General features: G+C 63.7%; 22 protein-coding genes. 18 read left to right on the top strand and 4 right to left on the bottom strand.

Annotation, left to right across the window (positions count from 1 at the left end; translation table 11 throughout):
- The first annotated feature begins 52 nt into the window (after positions 1–52).
- From FGK64_RS11150 to FGK64_RS11130, 5 genes are all read left to right on the top strand, one after another.
- Entirely contained in the window at positions 53–343 is a 291-nt protein-coding gene (locus FGK64_RS11150) for an SCP2 sterol-binding domain-containing protein (RefSeq protein WP_138863857.1), read from the top strand.
- Positions 343–1,326: an alpha/beta fold hydrolase gene (locus tag FGK64_RS11145; RefSeq protein ID WP_138863856.1), complete on the top strand. Its 984-nt coding sequence runs from the start codon at positions 343–345 to the stop codon at positions 1,324–1,326. Before FGK64_RS11150 ends, FGK64_RS11145 begins: the two co-directional genes overlap by 1 nt.
- Positions 1,327–1,525: 199 nt before the next feature.
- A complete protein-coding gene (locus FGK64_RS11140; protein ID WP_138863855.1) occupies positions 1,526–2,557 on the top strand; it encodes a ligase-associated DNA damage response exonuclease in 1,032 nt (343 codons plus the stop codon).
- Entirely contained in the window at positions 2,554–4,155 is a 1,602-nt protein-coding gene (locus tag FGK64_RS11135) for an ATP-dependent DNA ligase (RefSeq protein WP_138863854.1), read from the top strand. Before FGK64_RS11140 ends, FGK64_RS11135 begins: the two co-directional genes overlap by 4 nt.
- Before the next feature lie 213 nt (positions 4,156–4,368).
- Entirely contained in the window at positions 4,369–6,189 is a 1,821-nt protein-coding gene (locus FGK64_RS11130; protein ID WP_138863853.1) for a M3 family oligoendopeptidase, read from the top strand.
- A gap of 3 nt (positions 6,190–6,192) precedes the next feature.
- Here the strand turns inward: FGK64_RS11130 and FGK64_RS11125 are convergent, their stop codons facing one another.
- The gene (locus FGK64_RS11125; RefSeq protein ID WP_138864298.1) at positions 6,193–7,860 is read right to left on the bottom strand and encodes an NAD(P)H-hydrate dehydratase; all 1,668 of its coding nucleotides are present in this window, start codon (positions 7,858–7,860) and stop codon (positions 6,193–6,195) included.
- Positions 7,861–8,068: 208 nt separating this feature from the next.
- Here FGK64_RS11125 and FGK64_RS11120 point away from each other — a divergent pair, with 208 nt between their 5' ends.
- The 6 genes from FGK64_RS11120 (at position 8,069) to FGK64_RS11095 (ending at position 13,670) form a co-directional block, all read left to right on the top strand.
- Positions 8,069–8,407, top strand: a complete 339-nt coding sequence (locus FGK64_RS11120; protein ID WP_138863852.1) for a P-II family nitrogen regulator — start codon at positions 8,069–8,071, stop codon at positions 8,405–8,407.
- Positions 8,408–8,444: 37 nt separating this feature from the next.
- The gene (gene glnA / locus FGK64_RS11115) at positions 8,445–9,851 is read left to right on the top strand and encodes a type I glutamate--ammonia ligase (RefSeq protein WP_138863851.1); all 1,407 of its coding nucleotides are present in this window, start codon (positions 8,445–8,447) and stop codon (positions 9,849–9,851) included.
- Positions 9,852–10,043: 192 nt separating this feature from the next.
- Positions 10,044–10,427: a hypothetical protein gene (locus FGK64_RS11110; protein ID WP_138863850.1), complete on the top strand. Its 384-nt coding sequence runs from the start codon at positions 10,044–10,046 to the stop codon at positions 10,425–10,427.
- A 100-nt stretch (positions 10,428–10,527) separates the two neighbouring features.
- A complete protein-coding gene (locus FGK64_RS11105; protein WP_138863849.1) occupies positions 10,528–11,682 on the top strand; it encodes a hypothetical protein in 1,155 nt (384 codons plus the stop codon).
- Between the two features lie 75 nt (positions 11,683–11,757).
- Positions 11,758–12,561, top strand: a complete 804-nt coding sequence (locus tag FGK64_RS11100) for a lytic murein transglycosylase (RefSeq protein ID WP_138863848.1) — start codon at positions 11,758–11,760, stop codon at positions 12,559–12,561.
- Positions 12,562–12,794: 233 nt separating this feature from the next.
- Entirely contained in the window at positions 12,795–13,670 is an 876-nt protein-coding gene (locus FGK64_RS11095) for a hypothetical protein (protein WP_138863847.1), read from the top strand.
- 195 nt (positions 13,671–13,865) lie between these two features.
- On the opposite strand, the gene FGK64_RS11090 is transcribed toward FGK64_RS11095, so the two are convergent.
- Positions 13,866–14,624 carry a heme-dependent oxidative N-demethylase family protein gene (locus tag FGK64_RS11090; protein ID WP_138863846.1) on the bottom strand — a complete coding sequence of 253 codons (759 nt, stop codon included), beginning with the start codon at positions 14,622–14,624 and terminating at the stop codon, positions 13,866–13,868.
- Positions 14,625–14,758: 134 nt separating this feature from the next.
- Here FGK64_RS11090 and FGK64_RS11085 point away from each other — a divergent pair, with 134 nt between their 5' ends.
- Positions 14,759–16,147 carry a sensor histidine kinase gene (locus tag FGK64_RS11085; protein ID WP_171054043.1) on the top strand — a complete coding sequence of 463 codons (1,389 nt, stop codon included), beginning with the start codon at positions 14,759–14,761 and terminating at the stop codon, positions 16,145–16,147.
- A 6-nt stretch (positions 16,148–16,153) separates the two neighbouring features.
- On the opposite strand, the gene FGK64_RS11080 is transcribed toward FGK64_RS11085, so the two are convergent.
- Positions 16,154–16,558, bottom strand: a complete 405-nt coding sequence (locus tag FGK64_RS11080) for a DUF6314 family protein (protein ID WP_138863844.1) — start codon at positions 16,556–16,558, stop codon at positions 16,154–16,156.
- 96 nt (positions 16,559–16,654) lie between these two features.
- Between FGK64_RS11080 and purB the strand changes: the two genes are divergently transcribed.
- The 6 genes from purB (at position 16,655) to FGK64_RS11055 (ending at position 22,343) form a co-directional block, all read left to right on the top strand.
- Positions 16,655–17,962, top strand: a complete 1,308-nt coding sequence (purB, locus tag FGK64_RS11075; RefSeq protein ID WP_138863843.1) for an adenylosuccinate lyase — start codon at positions 16,655–16,657, stop codon at positions 17,960–17,962.
- Positions 17,963–18,225: 263 nt separating this feature from the next.
- Positions 18,226–18,381 carry a hypothetical protein gene (locus FGK64_RS22155; protein ID WP_171054042.1) on the top strand — a complete coding sequence of 52 codons (156 nt, stop codon included), beginning with the start codon at positions 18,226–18,228 and terminating at the stop codon, positions 18,379–18,381.
- A 75-nt stretch (positions 18,382–18,456) separates the two neighbouring features.
- Entirely contained in the window at positions 18,457–19,005 is a 549-nt protein-coding gene (locus FGK64_RS11070) for a tetratricopeptide repeat protein (protein WP_138863842.1), read from the top strand.
- 80 nt (positions 19,006–19,085) lie between these two features.
- Entirely contained in the window at positions 19,086–20,189 is a 1,104-nt protein-coding gene (locus tag FGK64_RS11065; RefSeq protein WP_138863841.1) for a flagellar motor switch protein FliG, read from the top strand.
- A 356-nt stretch (positions 20,190–20,545) separates the two neighbouring features.
- Positions 20,546–21,430, top strand: coding sequence for a DMT family transporter (locus FGK64_RS11060; protein WP_171054041.1), 885 nt, complete (start codon positions 20,546–20,548; stop codon positions 21,428–21,430).
- Positions 21,423–22,343, top strand: coding sequence for a lysophospholipid acyltransferase family protein (locus FGK64_RS11055; RefSeq protein WP_138863840.1), 921 nt, complete (start codon positions 21,423–21,425; stop codon positions 22,341–22,343). Before FGK64_RS11060 ends, FGK64_RS11055 begins: the two co-directional genes overlap by 8 nt.
- On the opposite strand, the gene FGK64_RS11050 is transcribed toward FGK64_RS11055, so the two are convergent.
- Positions 22,340–23,032, bottom strand: coding sequence for a DUF1223 domain-containing protein (locus FGK64_RS11050; RefSeq protein ID WP_171054040.1), 693 nt, complete (start codon positions 23,030–23,032; stop codon positions 22,340–22,342). The two genes, FGK64_RS11055 and FGK64_RS11050, sit on opposite strands and share 4 nt — an antisense overlap.
- Between the last annotated feature and the right edge of the window lie 199 nt (positions 23,033–23,231).

The following is a 23,231-nucleotide window of genomic DNA, read 5'->3' as shown; positions in this document are numbered from 1 at the left end:
CGGCGCGCGCCAAAGGCCATAGGCCCGCGCGTCAATTATCCATGAGGGGATCATGAGCGAATTTCTTGAACAGGCGGTTGCCGAGTTGAACACGAAGATGGCGGGCGCCGATTTCGACGGCATCGCCAAGTTTGCCATCGCCGACGAAGGCGCGATCATGCTGGACGGCGACGGCGCACGCGTCGGCGACGAAGAGGCCGATGTCACGCTGAGCGCCGATTCCGAAACCTTCCAGTCGATCTTTGAAGGCGACATGAACCCCACCAGCGCCTTCATGACCGGCAAGCTCTCGGTCGATGGCGACATGGGAATGGCGATGAAACTGGCCTCGGTGCTGGGCTGATGACCCTGCAACCGGCCCCTTTCTACGACGACGTGGCAGACGGGCCGGAGGGCGGTGCGGCCTACTGGTGCACCACGCAGGACGGCGTGCGCATCCGGGTCGGCTATTGGCCCTGTGAAAATGCCACGGGAACGGTGCTGCTGTTCCCGGGGCGCACCGAATTCGTCGAAAAATACGGCGCCGCTGCCGCCGATCTTGCGCGGCGCGGATTCGCCACCATCGCGGTGGACTGGCGCGGCCAGGGCCTGGCCGACCGGCTGCTGCCCGACCGCCGCGTGGGCCATGTGGTCAATTTTCTCGACTATCAACACGATGTCGAGGCTACGGTTGCGCTGGCACGCGAACTTGGCGCGCCCGAACCCTGGCACCTGATCGGCCACTCGATGGGCGGCGCCATCGGGTTGCGCGCCGCGCTGCAGGGGCTGCCGGTCGAAACCTGCGCCTTTACCGGGCCGATGTGGGGCATCTACATGTCGGCCCTGGTACGCCCGTTCGGATGGGCCTTGCCCCGTGTGGCGAACTTGGTTGGCATGGGCAACCGCCTGCCGCCCAGCACGACCTATGAAAGCTACGTCATGGCGAAACCGTTCGAGGGCAACATGCTCACGACGGATACCGACATGTATGCCTTCATGCAGCGCCAGCTGATCTCCTACCCTGATCTTGGCCTTGGCGGGCCCAGCCTGATCTGGCTGCGAGAGGGGCTGGAAGAATGCAAATACCTGTCGCGCCAGGCTTCGCCCGACCTGCCCTGCATCTGCTTCCTCGGCGCGCAGGAGCGCATCATCGACACGGCCGCCGTGGCCGACCGGATGCGCCGCTGGCCGGGTGGCGAACTTGACGTGGTCGCCGGGGCCGAACACGAGGTGATGATGGAAAATTCCACCATCCGAGCCCGCGTCTTCGACCGCATGGCCGATCTCTTCTCGGGCCGCTACCGACCTGAAAGCGCCTCGGGCGACCTGAGCGTCAAAACCGCCTGACCCCCTAACGGTGTTGAGACAAAGGGGCTCTGCCCCCGTCCCTGCGGGACTCCCCCGGAGTATTTCGCGAATAGTGAAGCGGAAAAATGCCCTTACGTCTTTGAGGTCCAAATATCCCCGCCGGAGGCTTCGCGCGACGCGCGAATTCATCGCTGCCCGTGCTGGTGGACAGACCCCGTCCCGGCCCTAACTCCGCCACATGGGACATAGTTATAAAACGCCTCTTCTGACGGTCTCCGACGCCGGGCTGTATTGCGCTGACGGCGATTTTCACGTTGATCCCTGGCAACCGGTCGACCGCGCGCTGATCACCCATGCTCACGCCGATCATGCCCGCCAGGGCAGCGCGCACTACCTGGCCACCGATGCCGCCGGCCCCGTTCTGCGCCACCGTCTTGGGGATATCACGCTTGAGGGTATCGCCTATGGCGCATCCCGTGCAATCAACGGTGTCACGGTCAGCTTTCTCCCCGCCGGGCATGTGCCCGGCTCGGCGCAGATCCGCATTGAACGCGGCGGCGAGGTCTGGGTGGTATCGGGCGATTACAAGCTGGCGCCAGACGGGCTGTCGGAGCCGTTCGAGCCGGTGGCCTGCCATACCTTCATCACCGAGAGCACCTTTGGCCTGCCGGTGTTCCGCTGGCCAGACCAGGCCGAGGTCGCGCGCGATATCAACGCCTGGTGGCGTGACACGCGCGAGGCCGGAATGATCGCGATGCTGGGCGCCTACAGTCTTGGCAAGGCGCAGCGCGTTCTGTCGATGCTCGACCCGGCGATCGGCCCGATCCTGACCCACGGCGCAGTGGGCGCCATCACCGATATCCTGCGGGCACAGGGCTATCCGCTGCCCGATACAATCCCCGTAACGCCCGATACCAAGGCCGCCGACTACCCCGGCGCGCTGGTAGTCGCCCCGCCGGGCGCGCTGGGCAGCACCTGGGCGCGGCGGTTTGGCAAGATCTCGACCGCCACCGCAAGCGGCTGGATGCGCCTGCGCGGCGTGCGCCGCCGCCGCGGCCTTGATCGCGGCTTCGTGCTGTCCGATCACGCGGATTGGGACGCGCTGAACCGCGCCGTCGCCGAGACAGGCGCCAGCCGCGTGATGGTCACGCATGGTTATACCGATGTGTTCTCGCGCCATCTCGCGGCGCAAGGGCTGCAGGCCGAGGTGCTGGGCACACAGTACGGCGGCGACGAGGCCGAGGACGGTCCCCCCGAGGCCGCCGCATGAAACGCTTTGCCGAGATGGTCCGCGGGGTCGATCAGACCACCCGCACCACTGTAAAGCTTGACGCGCTGGCCGCCTATCTCTCGGAAGCCCCGGACCAGGACCGGCTCTGGACAGTGGCGCTGTTCACCGGGCGCCGCCCGCGCCGCGCCGTCCCGGCCGCGCGCCTGCGCGAATGGGCGGCCGAGCGCGCGGGCCTGCCGCTCTGGCTGGTCGAGGAAAGTTACGCCGTGGCGGGCGACCTCGCTGAAACCGTCGCGCTGATCTTGCCGCCGCCAGGCGCCCCGGAAGACCGCAGCCTGACCGACTGGATCGGCTTTCTTGCCGACCTTGCCCCGCTGGACGAGCTTGCCAAACGCAAGGCGATCGAGTCGGCCTGGGACAGGCTCGACACCGACGAGCGTTTCCTGTTCAACAAGCTGATTACCGGCGGCTTCCGCATCGGCGTCAGCCAGAAGCTGATGACCCGCGCCATGGCCCGCGCCACGGGGCGCGACGACTCCGACCTCGCGCATCGGCTGATGGGTGACTGGACGCCCGAAACCACCACCTGGCACCGCCTGGCCGAAGCCGATGACGCGGGCGACGATGCCTCGCGCCCCTACCCGTTCTACTTGGCCTACCCGCTGGAACAGCCACCCGAGGACCTTGGGGACCCCGCCGACTGGCAGGCCGAGTGGAAATGGGACGGCATCCGGGGCCAGCTGGTGGTGCGCGATGGCCAGCATTTCACCTGGTCGCGCGGAGGCGAACTGGTCTCGCCCGCCTTCCCCGAATTCGCCCGCGCGCCCGATTTCCTGCCGGATGGCACGGTGCTAGATGGCGAAATCCTCGTCTGGTCGGGCGACACGGCCGGTCATCCCGACAGCTTCAATGCCCTGCAAAAGCGCATCGGCCGCAAGACCGTGCCCAAGACGCTGCTGAACAGTGCGCCCGTCGTGCTCTATGCCTACGACCTCCTCGAATGGCAGGGGCAGGACCTGCGCTCCCAGCCGCTTGCCGACCGCCGTGCGCAACTCGAAGACCTGTTCGCAAGCCTCCCGCTCGACGCCCCGCTTCGGCTGGCCCCCACGGTGCGCTTCACCGATTGGTCCGAGCTCGCCGAACGCCGCATCACCGCCCGCGAGGAACGCGCCGAGGGGCTGATGCTGAAACGCCTCTCCAGCCCCTACCAGGTGGGCCGGAAAAAGGGCGACTGGTGGAAATGGAAACTCGACCCGCTGACCGTGGACGCGGTGATGATCTACGCCCAATCCGGTAGCGGACGGCGGGCGAACCTGTTCACCGATTTCACCTTTGCCGTCTGGAACGGCAATGACCTCGTCCCTTTCACCAAGGCCTATTCCGGCCTGTCGGACGCGGAATTCCGCCAGATCACCAACTGGGTCCGCAGGAACACCCGGCAGAAATTCGGCCCCGTGCGACAGGTCACGCCCGAACATGTGTTCGAAATCGCCTTTGAAGGCATCCACGAAAGCCCACGCCACAAATCCGGACTTGCTCTGCGCTTTCCCCGCATGGCGCGCTGGCGCCACGACAAACCGGTGCAAGAGGCCAATACCCTGGACGACCTGCGCGCGATCCTGGCACAATACGGCTAGGCGCCGCTGCGCGCCGCCCATTCGCGCGTACCGCGCGAAGCCTCCGGCGGGGATATTTGAACCTCAAAGAAATATGGGGCCCTTTCCCGCTTCACTATTCGCAAAATACTCCGGGGGAGGCCGCGCAGCGGACGGGGGCAGAGTCCCCGGCACCGGTTGTGAAGCGCGCCGGCATTGCCTAGATGTTGCCCAACGCCAGACAAGAGGTTTTCCATGCTCCACCTGCCCTTTCCCCTTCGCGATGCCAACGCCGCCCCGGGCGGCAAGAACCTTGGAGATCTGCCCGAGTGGGACCTCAGCGATCTTTACACTGGCCAGGACGCGCCCGAGCTGAAGCGCGACCTCGACTGGCTTGAATCCGCCTGCGCCTCTTTTGCCGCCGACTACGAAGGCAAGCTGGCCGGGCTTGACGCCAAGGGCTTCCTTGATTGCGTGCTGCGCAACGAACGCATCAGCGCCGTTGCCGGGCGGATCATGTCCTATGCCGGCCTGCGCTATTATCAGCTGACAACCGATGGCGGTCGCGCCAAGTTCATGTCGGATTGCCAGGAAAAGATCACCAACTTCACCACGCCGCTGGTGTTCTTCACGCTGGAACTCAACCGGCTGGGTGACGGCCATCTGGATGCGCTATTTGCCCAGAACGCCGAGCTTGCCCGCTACAAGCCCGTCTTCGACCGCATTCGTGCGATGAAGCCCTACCAACTGTCCGACGAGCTGGAAAAATTCCTGCACGATCTTGGCGTGGTTGGTGACGCTTGGGAGCGTTTGTTCGATGAAACCATCGCCGGGCTGGAATTCGAGGTCGATGGAGAGCCGCTGAACATCGAAGGCACGCTGAACCTGCTGACAGACCCAACGCGCGAGACCCGCGAAGCCGCCGCGCGCGAGCTGGCCGCAGTGTTCGGCGAGAACGTCAAGACCTTTGCCCGCGTCCACAACACGCAGGCCAAGGAAAAGGAAGTGATCGACCGCTGGCGCGGCATGCCCACGGCCCAGACCGGGCGGCACCTGTCCAACGATGTCGAACCCGAGGTGGTCGAGGCCCTGCGCACGGCCGTCGTCAACGCCTACCCTCGTCTCAGCCACCGCTATTACGAGCTGAAGCGCAAGTGGCTGGGCCTTGACCGCATGCAGGTCTGGGACCGCAACGCGCCCTTGCCGATGGACGATCCGCGCACCGTCGGCTGGGAGCAGGCCGAAAAAACCGTGATGGAGGCCTATAACGCCTTCGATCCCCGCATGGGCGAGATTGCCGAGCCGTTCTTCCGCAAGGGCTGGATCGACGCGGGCGTGAAGCCGGGCAAGGCGCCGGGGGCCTTTGCGCACCCCACCGTCACCGATGTGCACCCCTATGTGATGCTGAACTACCTGGGCAAGCCGCGCGACGTGATGACGCTGGCGCATGAACTCGGGCATGGCGTGCACCAGGTGCTGGCCGCCGGCCAGGGCGAGATGCTGTCCTCCACCCCGCTGACGCTGGCGGAAACCGCGAGTGTCTTTGGCGAGATGCTGACCTTCCGCAAGTTGCTGGATGGCGCGCAGACGCCCGCACAACGCAAGGTGCTTCTGGCCGGCAAGGTCGAAGACATGATCAACACGGTCGTGCGCCAGATCGCGTTCTACGATTTCGAATGCAAGCTGCACGAGGCCCGGCGCGGAGGCGAGTTGACGCCCGAAGACATCAACGCCCTGTGGATGAGCGTTCAGGGCGAAAGCCTTGGGCCGGCGTTCGACTTCATGGACGGGTACGAGACCTTCTGGTGCTACATCCCGCATTTCGTGCATTCGCCCTTCTACGTCTATGCCTATGCCTTTGGCGACGGGCTGGTGAACGCGCTCTACTCGGTCTACGCCGAGGGCGCGCCGGACTTCCAGGACAAGTATTTCGACATGCTGAAGGCGGGCGGGTCGAAGCACCACAAGGAGCTGCTGGCGCCCTTCGGTCTTGATGCCAGCGATCCGGCCTTCTGGGACAAGGGGCTGACCATGATCTCGGATATGATCGACGAGCTGGAAGCGATGGAGGACTAGGGCCTAGCCCGCCTCCAACCGCGCCAGCACGCGGGGCAGAACCTCGGGCAGATCTTCGGCGATCAGCCCGGGGCCGAAGGCGCGAGCACATTCCACATGCAACCAGGCAGCGGTTTCAGCCGCCTGCATGGGCGCGAACCCCCGCGACAGCAGCCCCGTGATGAACCCGGCCAGCACATCGCCTGACCCGGCCGTGGCCAACCAGGGCGCGGCGCGATCATACGACGCCGCGTTGACCGCGCATTGCCCGTCGGGGCTGGCAATCACCGTATCCGCACCTTTGAACAGCACCACCGCCCCACAGCGCGCGGCCGCCTCGCGGGTTGCATCGACCTTGGAATAGGCCGGGCCGCGTGTCGGCGCCTCTGCCAGCCGTGCGTCAATGTCGGGAAACAGCCGCGCGAATTCCCCGCCGTGGGGCGTGAGGACACAGCGGTCATGCAGGGCCGCGAACAATTCGGGCGCCCGGGCAATGGCCGTCAACGCGTCGGCGTCCAGTACCAACGCCGGACGGTGCGGCGCGGCCAGCGCCGCGGCCACCAGCCCGGCGGCACGCTCCACGCCCAGACCCGGACCAAGGCACAGCGCATTGATGCGCTTGTCCTGCATCACATCGGCCATCCCGTCGCCGTCATCTACACGCCGCAGCATCACCGCCGTCACCTGCGCCGCCACTTCCAGCTGGGCCGATCCGGGCACCCCCAGCGTCACCAGCCCCGCCCCGATCCGCAGTGCGCCGCGCGCCGCCAACCGCGCCGCGCCGGTGCGCCCGGATCCGCCCGACAGGATCAGCGCATGGCCGTGGCTGAATTTATGCCCTGCCGCCTTGTCCAGCCCGCCACCCGGCCCTTGGATCAGATGCACCACGCCCGGCATCGCCGGGCAGCGCCCGACCGCCCCCCCGGGCGGGCGCTTTGCCCCCGCCCGCGGTCGGGCGCTACCCTCGGTCTCGTACACCAAACCATCAAGCCCGATGTCCTTGACCACGACCCTATCGCTCCAGCGCGCCCCGTCACCGATCGCATGGCCCAACTTGCCGCGATGAAAGGCAATCGTAAGATCGGCCGACAGAATCGCATTGGGCGAATCCTGCGCCTCGCCCCGGGGCCAGATCCGACCGCTGTCAGCACACAGCCCCGTCGGAACATCGATCGCAATCCAGCGCGCCTGCGTTGCGCCATGCAGGTTGTCGGCAAGATCGAAGATCGGCCCCAAAGCATCAGGCGCCCTCGACAAACCCGTCCCGAAAATGCCATCGACAACCAGGGCAACTGGCAGCCGGCCTCTCTTTGCCGGGTCAGGCGTGATCTCGCGAACTAGCAGGCTCGCCAGATCGCTTACGGCCTCTGGCTCCAGCACCGGAAACCCAAGGGCATGAACCTCCCCCATCGCCGCCCAACGATCATAATTCGCCCGCGCGTCCGGGGGCAGTTTGCCCGGGTCGCCGTACAGATACACCTCCACCTCCCAGCCCCGTTCCTTCAACAGCCGCGCCACGACGAACCCGTCGCCGCCGTTGTTGCCGGGGCCGCACAGAACCACGGCCACGCCCGGCGCAAGCTCGGGCCATTCCTCGAAGATCGCGTCAACCACGCCCTGCCCGGCGCGCTCCATCAGCTCCAGCCCGGTGACGGCGCCAGAGTCGATGGCAGCCTGTTCAATCGCGCGCATCTGTGCGGCCGTCAAAAGCTCGGTCGGCCCAATCTTCACGCGCGCACAACCCGAGATTCAGTTTCGCCTATTTTTACATCGTTAAGCATAAATTTTAATCTCACCCACAGGAATTCGCCTTGCACCCCTCGCGCATCCTAGCGCGTCGATTGAGAGTGTCACCGAACAATGATCATACCCGGCCAAACAGGTTGCGAGGAGCCCGCCGATGAAGAAGATCGAAGCGATCATCAAGCCGTTCAAACTGGACGAAGTCAAAGAGGCGTTGCAGGACGTCGGCGTGCAGGGCCTGTCGGTGATCGAGGTCAAGGGTTTCGGCCGTCAGAAGGGCCACACCGAGCTCTATCGCGGCGCCGAATACGTCGTCGATTTCCTGCCCAAGGTGAAGATCGAGGTGGTGCTGGACGACGAACAGGTCGACGGCGCGATCGAGGCGATCATCGCGGCCGCCAAGACCGACAAGATCGGCGACGGCAAGATCTTCGTCACCACGGTTGAACAGACCATCCGCATCCGGACCGGCGAAACCGGCTCGGACGCGCTGTAAAAAACTCCAAAATTTCCAATAAAGGGGACCAAAGAGAATGAGCAACAAGGCAGTTCTCAAGCTGATCAAGGATGAGGACATCGAGTATGTCGACATCCGTTTCACCGACACGCGCGGCAAGCTCCAGCACGTGACCGTTGTGGCCGATCTGGTCGACGAAGATTTCCTGGAAGAAGGCTTCATGTTCGACGGTTCGTCCGTCGCGGGCTGGAAATCGATCGAAGCGTCGGACATGAAACTGATGCCCGACACCGAAAGCGCCTATATCGACCCGTTCTATGCCGAAAAGACGCTCTGCATCCACTGCTCGGTCGTGGAACCCGACACCGGCGAAAGCTATGAGCGCGACCCGCGCGGCACTGCTGAAAAGGCCGAGGCCTATCTGAAAGAATCCGGCATCGGCGATGTGGCCTACATGGGCCCCGAGGCTGAATTCTTCCTGTTCGACAACGTCAAATTCTCGAACACCATCAACAAGGTGTCCTACGAAGTCGACGCGACCGACGCCTCGTGGAACACCGATGCCGATTTCGAAATGGGCAACATGGGCCACCGCCCGGGCCTCAAAGGCGGTTACTTCCCGGTGAACCCGGTCGACGAAGCGCAGGATCTGCGCGCCGAAATGCTGTCGACGATGAAGCGTCTTGGCATGAAGGTCGACAAGCACCACCACGAAGTGGCCTCGTGCCAGCACGAACTGGGCCTGATCTTCTCGACCCTGACCAAACAGGCGGACGAGCTTCAGAAATACAAATACGTGATCCACAACGTGGCCCACGCCTACGGCAAATCGGCGACCTTCATGCCGAAGCCGATCTATGGCGACAACGGCTCGGGCATGCACGTGAACATGTCGATCTGGAAAGACGGCAAGCCGCTGTTTGCGGGCGACAAATACGCCGATCTCAGCCAGGAAGCGCTGTATTTCATCGGCGGTATCCTGAAGCACGCCAAGTCGCTGAACGCGTTCACCAACCCCGGCACCAACAGCTACAAGCGCCTGGTCCCCGGCTTTGAAGCGCCCGTTCTGCGCGCCTACTCGGCCCGCAACCGTTCGGGCTGTGTCCGTATCCCATGGACCGAATCGCCGAAAGCCAAGCGCGTCGAAGCGCGTTTCCCCGATCCCTCGGCAAACCCCTACCTGGCGTTTGCAGCACTCCTGATGGCCGGCCTGGACGGCATCAAGAACAAGATCGATCCGGGCGAAGCCATGGACAAGAACCTGTACGACCTGCCCGCCGAAGAACTGGCCGGCATCCCGACCGTCTGCGGCTCGCTGCGCGAAGCCCTGACCGAGCTGGAAGGCGACATGGATTACCTGCTGGCCGGTGACGTGTTCACCAAGGACCAGATCGAGGGCTACATCGAACTGAAGATGGAAGAAGTCCTGAAATACGAAACCACCCCCCACCCGGTGGAATTCGGCATGTACTACAGCTGCTGATCCCCTCGGGTCATGCGGCAAGGATCGGGGCGCCCATAGGGCGCCCCGTATTCGTTTGAGCGGTAACCGCCGCTTAACACTGATGGCGGCGGCCCGTGAATTGCCATGTTTCGCCCCGAATTCCGGCGCGATTCAGCGCGATGGTGCAGCCCGGGGAGCCCCCCATGACACCCGCCGCCAGAGGACCAGGCCATGCGCGCCCAGACCGATTTTGCATCCCGCGTTGCCCGGATCGAGGCACGCAATTCGGGAAAAGGGCCAAAACAGCCCGTCATCGCACCCTTCGTGGGCGAAGATGTGAACTCTATGGAACGGCTCATGCGCCCGAAACGCGGCGGGTTGGGCCGTGCGATTGTGATGTGCGCCGGGGTGCTATTCTGCGGCGCGCTCTTTGCCAATGATCTGGCTCCCTACCTGCCATCCGCGATGCAGCCCCACGCGCGCGCGCTGGCCATCGCCTTTGACGAAACACTGTCCGACACCATCGGCCGCGTGGCCGAGGTGACCGCCCCATCGCATTCGGTGTCTGAACCCGCCCCCGATCAGCCCGCCGAGCCGCCAACAGCGACCAACTGACCCGCCCATAATAAAAACCGCCGGATTTACATCGCGCCGCCCAACGATCGCCACGTTTATCCGGACACTTCCGAGCAGCTTTTACCGACAGGCACCCCCAATGCCCGACATTTCACTGACGACGCAGGCCGCGCTTCTGTACGATTCGAAACCGGGCTTCGATCCGGTCTCCGTGCTGGACGAGCTGAACACGAAGCATAAGCTCGGCACTTTCGCGCTTGACCAGATGGCCACGCCGCAATTCGCGTTGCTGACCGACGGCAAGCTGCACGCCACGATCGCAGTGCATGCCAACCCGATCGGCGCGCAGGCTCTGGCTCGCGCGCTGGCCTCTCCCGTCAGCGCCGCGAAAGACGCCGATTTCCCTGCTCTGGTGAACTCCTGCCGCGCGCATGTCGTGATCTCGGTTGGCAGCGGCACCTCTCCGGTCACGCTTGATGCGGTGGAACCAGCCCCGGTCGAACAGCGCCTCAAACTGTTGTTCGCGCTGCTGCGCATGGTGCATCGCCGCTACCGCTGCCGCGCTGCGCATCTGTGCACGTCTGACCTGATGTATACGCCCAAGGACCTGGATATCGAACTGGGCCAGCCGCTGCCCCCCGCGCTTGTCGTGCATCCCGACCTCTCCCGCCCGGACGCACCCGAAGGCGACCGCGCAGAGCCACCCCTCCGCCGCCTGATCGCGCACAATTCGCAGTACCTTCTGGGGCGCACCTTGATCGTCGAAGACATCCCCGAACCAGTCCCGATGGACATGGCGCAAACCCTGCTGGATACGCTGCTGCATCAGGCCACGCGCGGCGCGCTTCCTCTGGCCCATGGCGACCAGCTGAGTGAAAAACTGGGCACCGCGCTTTACGTGCGTCACCTCTCGGCCAATGCGGCCTTTCCCGCCGGGCGCATCGTAGTGTCGTTCTCGGAAACCGCACCGCAACGCCCGCGCCAGACCGCCGGTCAGCCCTTTCTGCCGCACCCGGGCTATGCCGCGATATCGGGCCACAGCGCCGAAGCTGCTCCCCGTCCAAACGACGAATGGACCCCGGACCGCTCGGCGCGCGACCACGACACCGATCCTGTTGGCCTCGCGGGGCTGTCGGCCTCGCCGCGCGAACGCTCGGGCTCCAGCCCGACATGGATGATTCTCGTTGGCGTGGGCCTGTTCCTGTGGATCGGCCTGCCGCTTCTGAACGTACCGCAAAAGCTGTTGCAGGCCACCTTCTCGGACGGTCTGACCACCACACAGCCACAGCAATAGCTTATCCCGGGGCTTGAATGGCGCGGCCCGCTGGCACAAGGTTCTGGCATCTGTAACCAGTTGCTAGGCCCGCCCATGCCCCTTTTCCGTGTCCTGACCCCGCTTGCAATTGCCCTGACCCTCGCCACCGCGCCTTTGGCCGCCCAAACCTGCGGCAACACCGGCAGCGGCTTTGCCCAGTGGAAACAGGACTTCGCCGATCAGGCGCGCCGTGCCGGAGTCGGCAAACGCGGGCTTCAGGCCCTGGCAGCCGCAGATTATGCCACCCGCACCATCGCCGCCGACCGCAACCAGAAAAGTTTCAAATACTCGCTGGACAAGTTCATGCAGGTGCGCGGCGCCGATGCCATCGTGCGCATCGGACGCAAACGCAAGGCCTCGAACCCCAATTTCTACGCCGCGCTGGAACGGCAATACGGCGTGCCCGCGGGCATCCTGCTGGCGCTGCACGGGATGGAAACCGGATTCGGCAATTTCATGGGCGACAGCGCCGTGGTTTCGGCCATCACCACCCTGGCCTATGATTGTCGCCGCTCGGCGTTCTTTATCCCCCACGCCATCGGAGCATTGCGGCTCGTCGACATGGGCGCGATCACCTCCGCGACGCAGGGCGCGAAGCATGGTGAACTTGGCCATACCCAGTTCTTGCCAGGCAACGCACTGCAATTCGGCGTGGATGGCAATGGCGACGGGCGCATCGACTTCTACGACCTCTCCGATGCCATGGCCTCGACCGCGAATTTCCTGCGCGCCAAGGGCTGGCGCCCGGGCCGCGGCTATCAGCCCGGACAGCCCAATTTCGCCGCCATCCAGCAGTGGAACGGCGCCACGGTTTACCAGAAGGCCATAGCCATCACGGCGGCCAGAATCGACGGCTAATCGACGGCCAGACCCCGCCGACGCCACAATCACGCCCCAGTCGCGCCTTCGAATCTGCGAAATCGCCCCATCTCAGAGGTATTTTAAGCAGATTTGAGCGGGTATCCGCCCAACCTGTGATTGTAAATGCCCACAAGTTTTTCACTTTCGGTCACAGGAAAACCACCCTTCCCGAACAGACTGTTTCCATCGAGATCAGATAAGCAGGCCATACAGGAAGGAAGGGCAGTTTCATGTCCCATCGCAGCAGATTTCACTGTGGCGTCGTCGTCTTTGGTACCGAGGCCGACATGCTTGACCGGTTCAGCCGGATCGTCGCGGCCACCTTCGAGGATTACGGCCACCCGGTCGACCGCAACAGCCTTCAGACCCCCCGTACCGCGCGCATCCTTGGCAGCCACCACGTGGTCAAACTGTCGATGATGCAGGGGATTACTCCGGGCGAACACGCCAAGCGCAGCATGTGCATCGACGCTATCGGCGGCATCAACACAGGCCACGCGCAGGCCGCGAAAAAGCACTGGCGCATCCAGATCGACATGACGCCGATGGACCCGGTCCGTGACGATCGCGAGATTTCGGAAATGCTGCTGGCCGTGATGCTGCACCGCATCTGCGCCGTGGCAGACGTTCGGATGATCGAGTGGCTTGATCCGCTGACCGTGATGAACACCGCCGATTTCCTCTCGGCCTTCGCCGCCATCACTCCCGAGGCCGAGCACACCGATGATGCCATGGCCCGCATTGCCGATCCGCGACTGGCCCCTGTTCCCGAATATGGCAGCGAAACCCCGGCACCTGTCTCTCCCGAAGACCGGTTGGCCATCGTGTTCCGCTCCGAACCGCTGGCCGCGGACGCCTCGGTCGGCAAGCGCACCGGCAAGGATGCCGAGGCCGGCCCCAGTGACGTCAGCCGCCTTGCTGTCTGGGGCATGACCGGCATGATCGCCTTCATGTCCGCGCCGGTTGCAGCCTCTGTCGCTGCCGTGAATCTGATCCGTGGCGAAGATTTCCGCCTGAATACTCATGTGCTCGCCCTGACGGGACTCACTTTTATGCTGCACAGCACCGGGGCTCTGGAAAGCGCGGTCGCGGCCCTGCCGCTCTAGCCCAGGCCAAAGCACCGTTCGGTAAAGAGTACACCCCGGCGCTAACCCCCCGGGGTGCGGGTTTTTAGCCGCATGTGTCGCACGCCCCGAGACGACATCAGAGGGCTCTGCCTCCGCCCCTGCGGGACTCCCCCGGGATATTTGAGCCTCAAAGAAGCGGAAGTGCCGCTCCCTGTTTCATCATTCCAAAAATACTCAGATCAGAACCTGTCTTCGTATGCCTTGGCTATGCGGGTTTTTCACCACGTAGGTATGGATCGAAAACACAACCGCTCCGGTTTCGGGCAGGCGCAGGATGCATTGCCGTTCGCTGCGCAGGAAGGCGGCCGTGTCTCGCGAAGGCGCGGCGCGGCGCACCCCTTCGCGGCGGGGCTGGTGCAATTCAGCGTCGTCATACCAGATCGCGTTGCAGCGCCATAGAGGGCGCCCCGGGCGAACCCCGTCGAACAGTCGCTGGACCCGCCGGGCCATGTCAGTGTCATACGTATCGACAGGCTCGTGGATGCGGGCAAGCGGACGCATGAATTTTTCGTCCAGAGACCAGCTGGCCGGGAAGCACAGCACCGCGCCGGTCAGAACGTGTTCGTCGCCTTGTTTCTGCAGGATACAGACATCTTCCTGCACCAACCGCCCCAATGTCAGCAGCGGATCGGTCCGGTCAATCGGGACATGTATGCCATCGTGGCGCGTCACGTCCACACCTGCACCGGGATAGGCCTGTGCAAGTGCCATATCGAGCACTTCCTCGGCTGCGGCCTGCGCGCTCCGGTCCAGCGCCCGGACCGTATCCGGCTGTGTGGTCAGCAGTCTATCGCGCCGCGCCATCTGGCCGGCAAAGGCCTCGTCCGCGATCAGCCAGTCTTCCATATCGAGCGGCGCCACGCCCGGCAGGCGCCTGTCTTCAAGCGGGTTGTAAGGGATAGTTGTTTGCAGCGTCGCCAATGTATCAGTCATGTCCGCCCTCGGTTCGGCCCCGGTTGGCAAAGATCAGCGTGAAGCTGCGAACGAGTTGCAAAAACAACCCATGTACCATTGACCGAGTCCCCGTTCACGCCTACCGTCGCGCGCATTCTCAGGGCCCATTTTCAATGCCTCATCGCCGCCGCAGCGAGATAGAGCGCCTATACCGCGCCGAATATCCGAGCGCCATCGAACTTTCGATGCGCTTCGCCATCCTCGCTGTCGGCAGCGCAATCCTTTATCTGTATACTGGATGGACATCGGCTTTGCTGTGGCTGCCGATCTATTTCGCGCTTCACCTCCTTCATTGGAGGTTTCTGAAAACACATGTCGACTCGTCCGATCCGGGCGATCTGAACGTGGCGGCGCTGCTGTATCTTGTGATCATGGCTTCGTTCCTGTGGATGCCGGTGTGCATGGCACTGGTGGACGACCCGCCGCTGCAATTCTCGGCTGTGGCTCTGATGATCGCAACGCTGGTATTCCTGATCTGGCGCGGTGATACCCAGCCGCTTCTGGTTATGGGTAAAACGGCGCTGGTGGCAGCGGCAGCCGTTTTGATAACCGCACATCACATGGCGAATGTCGCGGATGTCTGGGTCGCCGGGGCCATGGCGCTGAGTGGCGCGGCGGCCGTGACCTATTTCCACATTGCCCAGATCGCGGTGCGCAATCGCATTAAGTTTTCGCGTCGGGCCGCCATTCATCAGGCGGAGGCGCAGAAGTTGGAGGCCATCGGCCGAATTTCCAGCGGAATCGCTCATGATTTCAACAATTTGCTGACCGCTATTCGCGGCAATCTTGAACTGGCACGCATGGTAGCCACCCGACAGGACCGCGAAGACCTGCTGGTCGAGGCGCAACTGGCCGCAGACCGTGCTGCCGATCTGGTGCGCCATCTTCTGTCCTATGCCCGCACCGCGCGGATCACGCCCGAGCTTGTGGACTTGCAGTCCTTGACCGACGAAATCCAGATGCTCTCGGACGATCTTATTCCCGCGTCAACGCCCCTCTCGGTGATGCGGCCATCGTCGTCGCTGCATCTTGTAACAGATCAGGCACAGCTCGTGACGGCGCTTCTGGCGCTTATCCTGAATGCAGCAGAGGCCCAGGAAAGCCGCCCTGGCACCCCGGTCACATTGTCGATTGCCGACTCGCTGCATATGTCACCGCAAGAAATGCTGAATGGGCGAATTCTGCCAGCAGGACGGTATGTCCAATTCACCGTGCGCGACAGCGGGCCGGGTATCCCGGCCAGCGTATTGCCTCATGTCGCCGAGCCTTTTTTCACTACAAAGCCACCCGGCACAGGCAGCGGAATGGGTCTGGCCATGGTGTCCGGTTTCGCCGAACAGAGCGGCGGGGGCATCGTGATCGAAACCGCGCCATCAGGCACGGCTGTGCACCTCTACCTGCCGCCTGACTCGCCCGCCGCGCGCGGTTCCGGCGCAGCGACCGGGCGCCAACTGGCGCAGGCTGCGGAAAAGGCCCACAAGGCCCGCGTCCTGCCGCACTGACCTGTATCAGCCCAGCCGCGCATAGTGCGACACCATCGCATAATCCTTGCGCGGGCCTTTGACCCGCCAGACCGTTTCAAACGCCGGCCAACTGCCAAAGCGATACATCACGCGATACATGTCGGGGTCGCACCAGTGGCCCGTCGGGCCACCCCCGGGCGGCACCTGGTGGAAATACCGCCCGTCGTCGAACAGCACCGTCAGATCGGCCAGCCAGCGATAGCGCCGCTCGGCCTGCATCGGCGGCTGGTCGCCCACGCTCAGTGTTCCCTGCTCCAGCAAGTCCAGCGCCTCGGCGTCGCCACGCCATTCGGCCACGCCGGAAAACCGCGCCGCCGGGCCATCGCGCTGCACGATCCGCCGCTCCAGCCGCCAGCGCCCCGCGAAATCCGCCAGCACCCGTTGCCCCATGCGTTCACCCCCGTCTTGCCTAACAGCTTGCCGCGCCCCGCGTGGCGGTCTAAACCCGCCGCGACCTTTCCCAATCACAAAACGGTGCCGCTGCCAATGATCCCCCGCTATTCCCGCCCCGACATGGTTGCCATCTGGTCGCCCGAGACCAAATTCCGCATCTGGTATGAAATCGAGGCGCACGCCTGCGACGCCATGGCCGATCTGGGCGTGATCCCGCGCGAAAACGCCGACGCCGTGTGGAAAGCCAAGGACGTGGAATTCGACGTGGCCCGCATTGATGAAATCGAGGCGGTGACCAAACATGACGTGATCGCCTTCCTGACGCACCTGGCCGAGCATGTCGGCAGCGAGGAAGCGCGGTTCGTACACCAGGGCATGACCAGTTCCGACGTGCTCGACACCTGTTTCAACGTTCAGCTTGTGCGCGCCTCGGACATCCTGATCGAGGATGTGAAACAGCTGCTCGCCGCGCTGAAGCGCCGCGCCTTTGAACACAAGGACACAGTGCGCATCGGGCGCAGCCACGGCATCCACGCCGAACCCACCACCATGGGGCTGACCTTTGCGCGCTTCTACGCGGAAATGGATCGCAACCTGAACCGGCTGGAAAAGGCCCGGTTCGAAATCGCCACCGGCGCGATTTCCGGCGCGGTCGGCACATTCGCCAACATCGACCCGGCGGTCGAGGAACACGTCTGCAAGAAACTGGGGCTGGAACCCGAGCCGATCAGCACCCAGGTCATTCCGCGCGACCGTCACGCCGCGTTCTTCGCCGCGCTTGGCGTCGTCGCCTCGTCGATCGAGAACATCGCCATCGAAATCCGCCACATGCAGCGCACCGAGGTGCTGGAAGCCGCCGAATTCTTCTCGATGGGTCAGAAAGGCTCTTCGGCGATGCCGCACAAGAAGAACCCGGTGCTGACGGAAAACCTGACCGGCCTCGCGCGTCTGGTCCGCATGACGGTGGTGCCCGCGATGGAAAACGTCGCGCTTTGGCACGAACGGGACATTTCGCATTCCTCGGTCGAGCGCAACATCGGCCCCGACGCGACCATCACGCTCGATTTCGCGCTGGCCCGGCTGACTTCGGTGATCGACAAGCTGCTGGTCTATCCCCAGAACATGCTGGACAACATGAACAAGTTCCCCGGCCTCGTGATGAGCCAGCGGGTGCTGCTGGCGCTGACGCAGGCCGGTGTCAGCCGCGAAGACGCCTATCGCCTGGTGCAGCGCAACGCGATGAAAGTCTGGGATCACCGCACCGACTTCCGCGAGGAGCTGCTGGCCGATGAAGAAGTTCGCGCCGCGCTGAGCGAGGACGAGATCAACGAGAAATTCGACCTTGGCTATCACACCAAACACGTCGACACGATCTTTGCCCGCGTGTTCAAGGACAGCTAAGCACCTCCGGGCGGGGGCTGTCCAAGGCTCCTGCCCGAATTCACCATCGCGTTGAAGAAAGCCGCAGAAGCGTTTGATAAGTATTGATTTACAATCAACTTCAAACGTTTCGTGCGCGAAACGTAACGGCGCGGACCGCTTGAAATTGCAGCGCCGCTTCGGCCAGCCCGCGCCCATCCCGGGCCCCGCTTTGCAAAGGATTTGGTGAAATCCGCCACCTGCGCTACGCTCACTGCATTCAGAGCCGCAGATCGGAGGATGCCATGCCGCTCAAGATCGCACTGACCGCCCTTTCTCTCACCCTCGCCCCGACGCTCGCGCTTGCCGCGGGCTGCGGACAGAAACAGGCGCAATCCTGCGCCGAGGGTATGATGTGGGATGCCGCCTCGAAATCCTGTGTGAAGCAGGTCACTGGCTAGGCCATCCGGCCCATGTAACGATTGCCCGATCCCGGTGGAAATGCCTCCGGGGCAAACCTTATGCGGAGTTTATTCATGCGCTTCCTGACCCTGCCGGCCCTTGCGCTGGCCTTTGCCCTGCCCGCCACCGCCCATGCCGCTGGCACCGGCAGCGACAGCACGACGCCGCCCAGCACCACCAAGACCACGCAAAGCTGCGAAGGCGTGCAGGTCTGGGACGAAAAGACGAAAACCTGCGTCGATCCGAAAGACTCGTCTCTGGATGCCGATACGCTTTATGATGCAGTGCGTGAACTGGCCTATGCCGGGCGCATTTCCGACGCGCAGGGCGTACTGGCCGCGATGCCGAATCAACAGGACGATCGTGTGCTGACCTATTGGGGCTTCACCCACCGCAAACTGGGCGATACGGTTCAGGCACAGGCATTCTATGACCGTGCGCTGACACAGAACCCCGACAACATCCTTGCCAGGTCTTACATGGGTCAAGGCATGGTGGATGCCGGAGACATCGACGGTGCCGTGACACAATGGCGCGAAATCACCGCGCGCGGCGGCAAAGGAACATGGGCCGAGGCTTCGCTTCGGCAGGCCATCGCCACCGGCACGACCTATAATTACTAGTCCCGTTTCAGCCTTTCTTTACCGGTCTTTGTCAGATTGCATCGCAACGGTTTGACCATGGATTTGGCTAGGGCAGGCTTATGCAGGACAACGCTCCCCTGATGGGGTTGCCGATGATGATGGGCGGCGGCGATACAAAACCGTCGCCCACACCATCGGGTGGATCACCCGCGGCATTGGACCGGCGGGCAAAGGCGGCCATCGTGGTACGCTTGCTGATGAATCACGGCGCCGACATCCCGCTGGAATCGCTGCCAGATGAGTTGCAGGCCGCGCTGACCCAGAAAATGGGCCGCATGGGGCTGATCGACAAGGCCACCATGACCGCCGTGGCCGAGGAATTCGCCGACGCGCTCGAGGCTTTGGGCCTGGCCTTTCCCAAGGGCATCGCGGGGGCGCTCTCGGCGCTGGATGGCAAGATCTCTCCGCAAACCGCCGCCCGCCTTCGGAAAGAGGCTGGCGTGCGTCAGCTGGGCGATCCCTGGGATCGCTTGCGTGCGGCCAAGACCGACGAATTGCTGGCCATCGCCCAAGCCGAAAGCATCGAGGTGGCGGCGGTGTTGCTGTCGAAGCTGGAAACCGTGAAGGCGGCGGAATTGCTGGGCAAACTGCCCGGCCCCCTGGCGCGGCGCATCACCTATGCGATCTCGCAAACAGGCCGTGTCACCCCTGACGCGGTTGACAGGATCGGCCTGTCACTTGCTGCGCAGCTGGATGACCGCCCTGAAATCGCGTTTGAAGATGACCCCGGCGCGCGGGTCGGCGCAATCCTCAACATCTCGTCCAAGGACACGCGCGACGACATGCTGTCCTCGCTTGACGAAACCGATGCCGAATTCGCGGAACGGGTCCGGAAAGAAATTTTCACCTTCGCCCATATCTCGGCCCGCGTGAAACCCACCGATGTGCCTGCCGTGGTGCGCGCCGTCGATCCCAACGTTCTGGTGACCGCCTTGGCGGGCGCCACCGACGAACAGACATCGGGCGTGGTCGAATTCCTGTTCTCGAACATGTCGCAACGTATGGCCGACAACCTGCGCGACGAGGTGACGGACCGCGGCAAGGTAAAGGGAAAAGACGCCGAAGCCGCCATGAACGAGGTGGTCATTGCGATCCGCGAACTCATCCAGATCGGCGATATCGAACTGGTGGTGCCGGACGACGAAGACGGGGAAGAGGAATAACCACAGCTCTGGCAATACAGGTCAAATCTGCGATTTGGTTCTTGGCTTAGGCGGTGTCAGACGGGCATTGCGGGCGCGGTACAGACGACACGAACATGGGCAGGCGATCTGACTCCGCGGCACCCGCCTTGCCACGCGGATTTTTACTGCCACTGTTCGGCACCGATGGACAGCCGGTCACCGGGCGCATATCACCAAACCATGCCAGTTTACGCGCCCTGCCCGTTTTTCGTCGTCGGCCTGCCCCAGCGGCGCGCCACGGATTGTCTTTCCTCAGCTATCACGGGGCGCGCCTGCCCATGGCCCGACCCTGTCGCCCCGCGCGACACGGCAAGCGACGGCCCCGAGGCACGCACATGAGCGCCTCGGCCGTTCTGGCACAGCGCAATCAGGCGATCTTGCTGGCGATCCTTGCGATCTTCTGCTTTTCGCTGATGGACGCCAGCGTAAAGGCGCTGACGGCGCGGGTTGGCGTTCTTCCGGCGCTTTGGGTGCGCTATGCGGGGCAAATGGCGCTGGTGCTGATCCTCGTCGCACCCCGGTTGAGGGACGTTGTGCGCACGCGGCACCCTGTCTTGCAGGTGGCGCGCTCGATCATGCTGATGTGCGCGACCGGATTTTTCTTTACCTCGCTGGCCTTCATCCCGCTGACCGATGCGGCGGCGCTGATGTCGACGAACCCCGTGCTCATCACTCTGGGCGCGGCGCTGTTTCTGGGCGAGCGGCTGGGCATTCGGCGTGTGGCCGGGATTGGCGCGGCGCTGGTTGGCGCGATGATCGTAATCCGCCCCGGGTCCGAGGTGTTCTCCCTGCCCGCCATCCTGCCGCTGGTCGCGGCGACCTGCTATTCCGGCTATGTGCTGCTGACGCGTCGGGTGGGCGCCGATGAAGATGTCTGGACTTCGCTGTACTATACCGGGCTGGTGGGCACGGTGATCCTGTCGGTTCTGGTGCCCTTTGCGTGGCAGACGCCTGACTTGGTGTCGCTGGGGCTGATGGCGCTGATTGCCTGCGCGGGCACCCTGGGCCAGCTGGCCCTGATCCGCGCCTTTACCCAAGGCGAAGCGGCAATGCTGGCGCCCTATTCCTATACCGGGCTGATCTTTGCCGCCTTCTGGGGATTCATGCTGTTTTCCGAGGTGCCGGACCTGTGGACAGTGGTGGGCACACTTGTGATCGCCAGCGCCGGTATCTACGTCTGGTATCGCGAAACCTTCGTGCGGAGCGCGCCCGGTGCCTGAACATCCCGACAGCCTGAGCCAAGGCGCACGCGTCCGGTACTACGCCGGGAACCTGGTGCTGCGCGGCCTGATCGGGGCGACGCTGGCGGTGCCCTATCGCTGGCGGGTGCCCGCGATGGGCTGGCTGGTGTCGCGCGTTGTGGCGCCCTTGGCCGGGTTGCGGCGAAGGGTGCGTGACAATCTGGCGCTGGTCTGCCCCGAGATGCCCGTGGCCGAAGTGAACCGCCTGTGCCGCGCGGTGCCCGACAACGCCGGGCGCACCCTGATCGAGTTGTACTCGGGCGCGGAATTCCTGCGCCGTGCCCATGCCGCGCCGATTACCGGACCGGGGCTTGCGGCGCTGGAGGCCGCGCGCGCCGAAGGGCGGCCCGTGATCCTGATGACCGGGCATTTCGGCAATTACGACGTGGCGCGCGCCGGGTTGATCCATCGTGGCCATGCGATGGGCGCATTATATCGGCGCATGGCGAACCCGTTCTTCAACGAGCATTACGTGCGCACGATTTCAGGTATCGGCACGCCGATGTTCGAACAGGGCCGCCGCGGCATGATCGAAATGGTGCGCCATCTCAAAGGTGGCGGCATCATTGCCATCGTCGGCGATCTGCACGCCCACGGCGGGCGGGCGCTGGATTTCTTTGGCAAGCCGGCTGTTACCTCGGTCGTGCCGGCCGAGCTGGCGCTGAAGCACGGGGCCGAGATGATCCCCGTCTATGCCGTGCGCAAGCCGGACGGGCTCAACTTTGAAATAGAAATGCACGCGCCGATTGTGCATTCCGACGCCGAAACGATGACACAGGCCATCAACGACGGACTGGAGGAATTGGTGCGCCGCCACATGGATCAGTGGTTCTGGATCCACCGGCGCTGGAAGCCCTGGTTCGACGTGGGCCTGCAGCCCGGGCAGGACTAGGGACGCGCAGCGGCCATGATCGGGCCCGTCGTACCGGATTGGACCAGCACGGCCACCTGATCGGGGCCATCCACATCCGCCGAGAGTTCCGTGTCCGACGACCCGTCCCATTGGCCCAGCACAGCCCAGTTGCTGACCACATTGGCATAGTCGATGGTGCGCCCGGCGTTTTCGCCACGGGTGATTTCAGTCGTCTGAAGCGGCACGAACCGTACGAGATGAACAGTCAAAGGGCCTTTTAGCGGCTGATCGGCGGGCGCCAGCCGGATCGTCAGCGTGGCGCCATCGCGATGCGCCTTCAGCGACACGCGGGTCGGCGCGGCCTTGTGTGCCATGATCAGATCGGCCAGTTCCATCGTCTTGACGCCAACCAAATCCTCGGTCCCGTTCACGATCATCTGGGGGGTATAGATCATCCGCCGCCCTCCAGCCCGGGCGTAGGCCTTCTGCCGCTTGGTAAAGGCGGGGTTGGCGAACGGATCCTTCCAGCCAATGTAATCCCAGTAATCGACGTGCAGCGCCAGCGGCAGCACATCATCGCGCGTGGCCAGTTCGCGCAGCAGATCATCTGCGGGCGGACACGATGAACACCCCTGAGAGGTAAACAGTTCGACCACCACGGGATCATCCGCCGCCTCTGCTGCCGAAACGGCAAGGATGGCGGATAAACAGGCGGCGATCAGTTTCATCAGGGGATTTTCCTTGGCTTCTTGCCCTAGCATCTAGCCATCCGACCCTGAAATAGGAAATCAATCATTCTTGAGACGCCCGCCGAAGTGACGTGAGTGCAACCATCCGGCACCGGAATTGTGTGCAATGGTATACAAAAAACGTCGCACCCCCCGTGATCGCTATTGAAAGCGTGCGGCTCCTGATGCAGATAGCAGG

The organism is Arenibacterium halophilum (assembly GCF_005938225.1).
GTDB lineage: Bacteria > Pseudomonadota > Alphaproteobacteria > Rhodobacterales > Rhodobacteraceae > Arenibacterium > Arenibacterium halophilum.
Note: the sequence above shows the minus strand (reverse complement) of the source record. Positions and strands in the feature narration are given on the sequence as shown.

What these genes read in the sequence shown, in the direction of transcription:
- FGK64_RS11130 (WP_138863853.1), top strand. Translation starts at nt 4,369, where the DNA reads ATGCTCCACCTGCCCTTTCCCCTTCGCGATGCCAACGCCGCCCCGGGC.
- FGK64_RS11085 (WP_171054043.1), top strand. Translation starts at nt 14,759, where the DNA reads ATGCCTCATCGCCGCCGCAGCGAGATAGAGCGCCTATACCGCGCCGAA.
- FGK64_RS11125 (WP_138864298.1), bottom strand. Translation starts at nt 7,860, where the DNA reads ATGCGCGCGATTGAACAGGCTGCCATCGACTCTGGCGCCGTCACCGGG.
- FGK64_RS11060 (WP_171054041.1), top strand. Translation starts at nt 20,546, where the DNA reads ATGAGCGCCTCGGCCGTTCTGGCACAGCGCAATCAGGCGATCTTGCTG.
- FGK64_RS11095 (WP_138863847.1), top strand. Translation starts at nt 12,795, where the DNA reads ATGTCCCATCGCAGCAGATTTCACTGTGGCGTCGTCGTCTTTGGTACC.
- FGK64_RS11140 (WP_138863855.1), top strand. Translation starts at nt 1,526, where the DNA reads ATGGGACATAGTTATAAAACGCCTCTTCTGACGGTCTCCGACGCCGGG.
- FGK64_RS11135 (WP_138863854.1), top strand. Translation starts at nt 2,554, where the DNA reads ATGAAACGCTTTGCCGAGATGGTCCGCGGGGTCGATCAGACCACCCGC.
- FGK64_RS11070 (WP_138863842.1), top strand. Translation starts at nt 18,457, where the DNA reads ATGCGCTTCCTGACCCTGCCGGCCCTTGCGCTGGCCTTTGCCCTGCCC.
- FGK64_RS11100 (WP_138863848.1), top strand. Translation starts at nt 11,758, where the DNA reads ATGCCCCTTTTCCGTGTCCTGACCCCGCTTGCAATTGCCCTGACCCTC.
- FGK64_RS22155 (WP_171054042.1), top strand. Translation starts at nt 18,226, where the DNA reads ATGCCGCTCAAGATCGCACTGACCGCCCTTTCTCTCACCCTCGCCCCG.
- FGK64_RS11120 (WP_138863852.1), top strand. Translation starts at nt 8,069, where the DNA reads ATGAAGAAGATCGAAGCGATCATCAAGCCGTTCAAACTGGACGAAGTC.
- FGK64_RS11150 (WP_138863857.1), top strand. Translation starts at nt 53, where the DNA reads ATGAGCGAATTTCTTGAACAGGCGGTTGCCGAGTTGAACACGAAGATG.
- FGK64_RS11080 (WP_138863844.1), bottom strand. Translation starts at nt 16,558, where the DNA reads ATGGGGCAACGGGTGCTGGCGGATTTCGCGGGGCGCTGGCGGCTGGAG.
- FGK64_RS11145 (WP_138863856.1), top strand. Translation starts at nt 343, where the DNA reads ATGACCCTGCAACCGGCCCCTTTCTACGACGACGTGGCAGACGGGCCG.
- glnA (WP_138863851.1), top strand. Translation starts at nt 8,445, where the DNA reads ATGAGCAACAAGGCAGTTCTCAAGCTGATCAAGGATGAGGACATCGAG.
- FGK64_RS11050 (WP_171054040.1), bottom strand. Translation starts at nt 23,032, where the DNA reads ATGAAACTGATCGCCGCCTGTTTATCCGCCATCCTTGCCGTTTCGGCA.
- FGK64_RS11105 (WP_138863849.1), top strand. Translation starts at nt 10,528, where the DNA reads ATGCCCGACATTTCACTGACGACGCAGGCCGCGCTTCTGTACGATTCG.
- FGK64_RS11110 (WP_138863850.1), top strand. Translation starts at nt 10,044, where the DNA reads ATGCGCGCCCAGACCGATTTTGCATCCCGCGTTGCCCGGATCGAGGCA.
- FGK64_RS11090 (WP_138863846.1), bottom strand. Translation starts at nt 14,624, where the DNA reads ATGACTGATACATTGGCGACGCTGCAAACAACTATCCCTTACAACCCG.
- FGK64_RS11065 (WP_138863841.1), top strand. Translation starts at nt 19,086, where the DNA reads ATGCAGGACAACGCTCCCCTGATGGGGTTGCCGATGATGATGGGCGGC.
- purB (WP_138863843.1), top strand. Translation starts at nt 16,655, where the DNA reads ATGATCCCCCGCTATTCCCGCCCCGACATGGTTGCCATCTGGTCGCCC.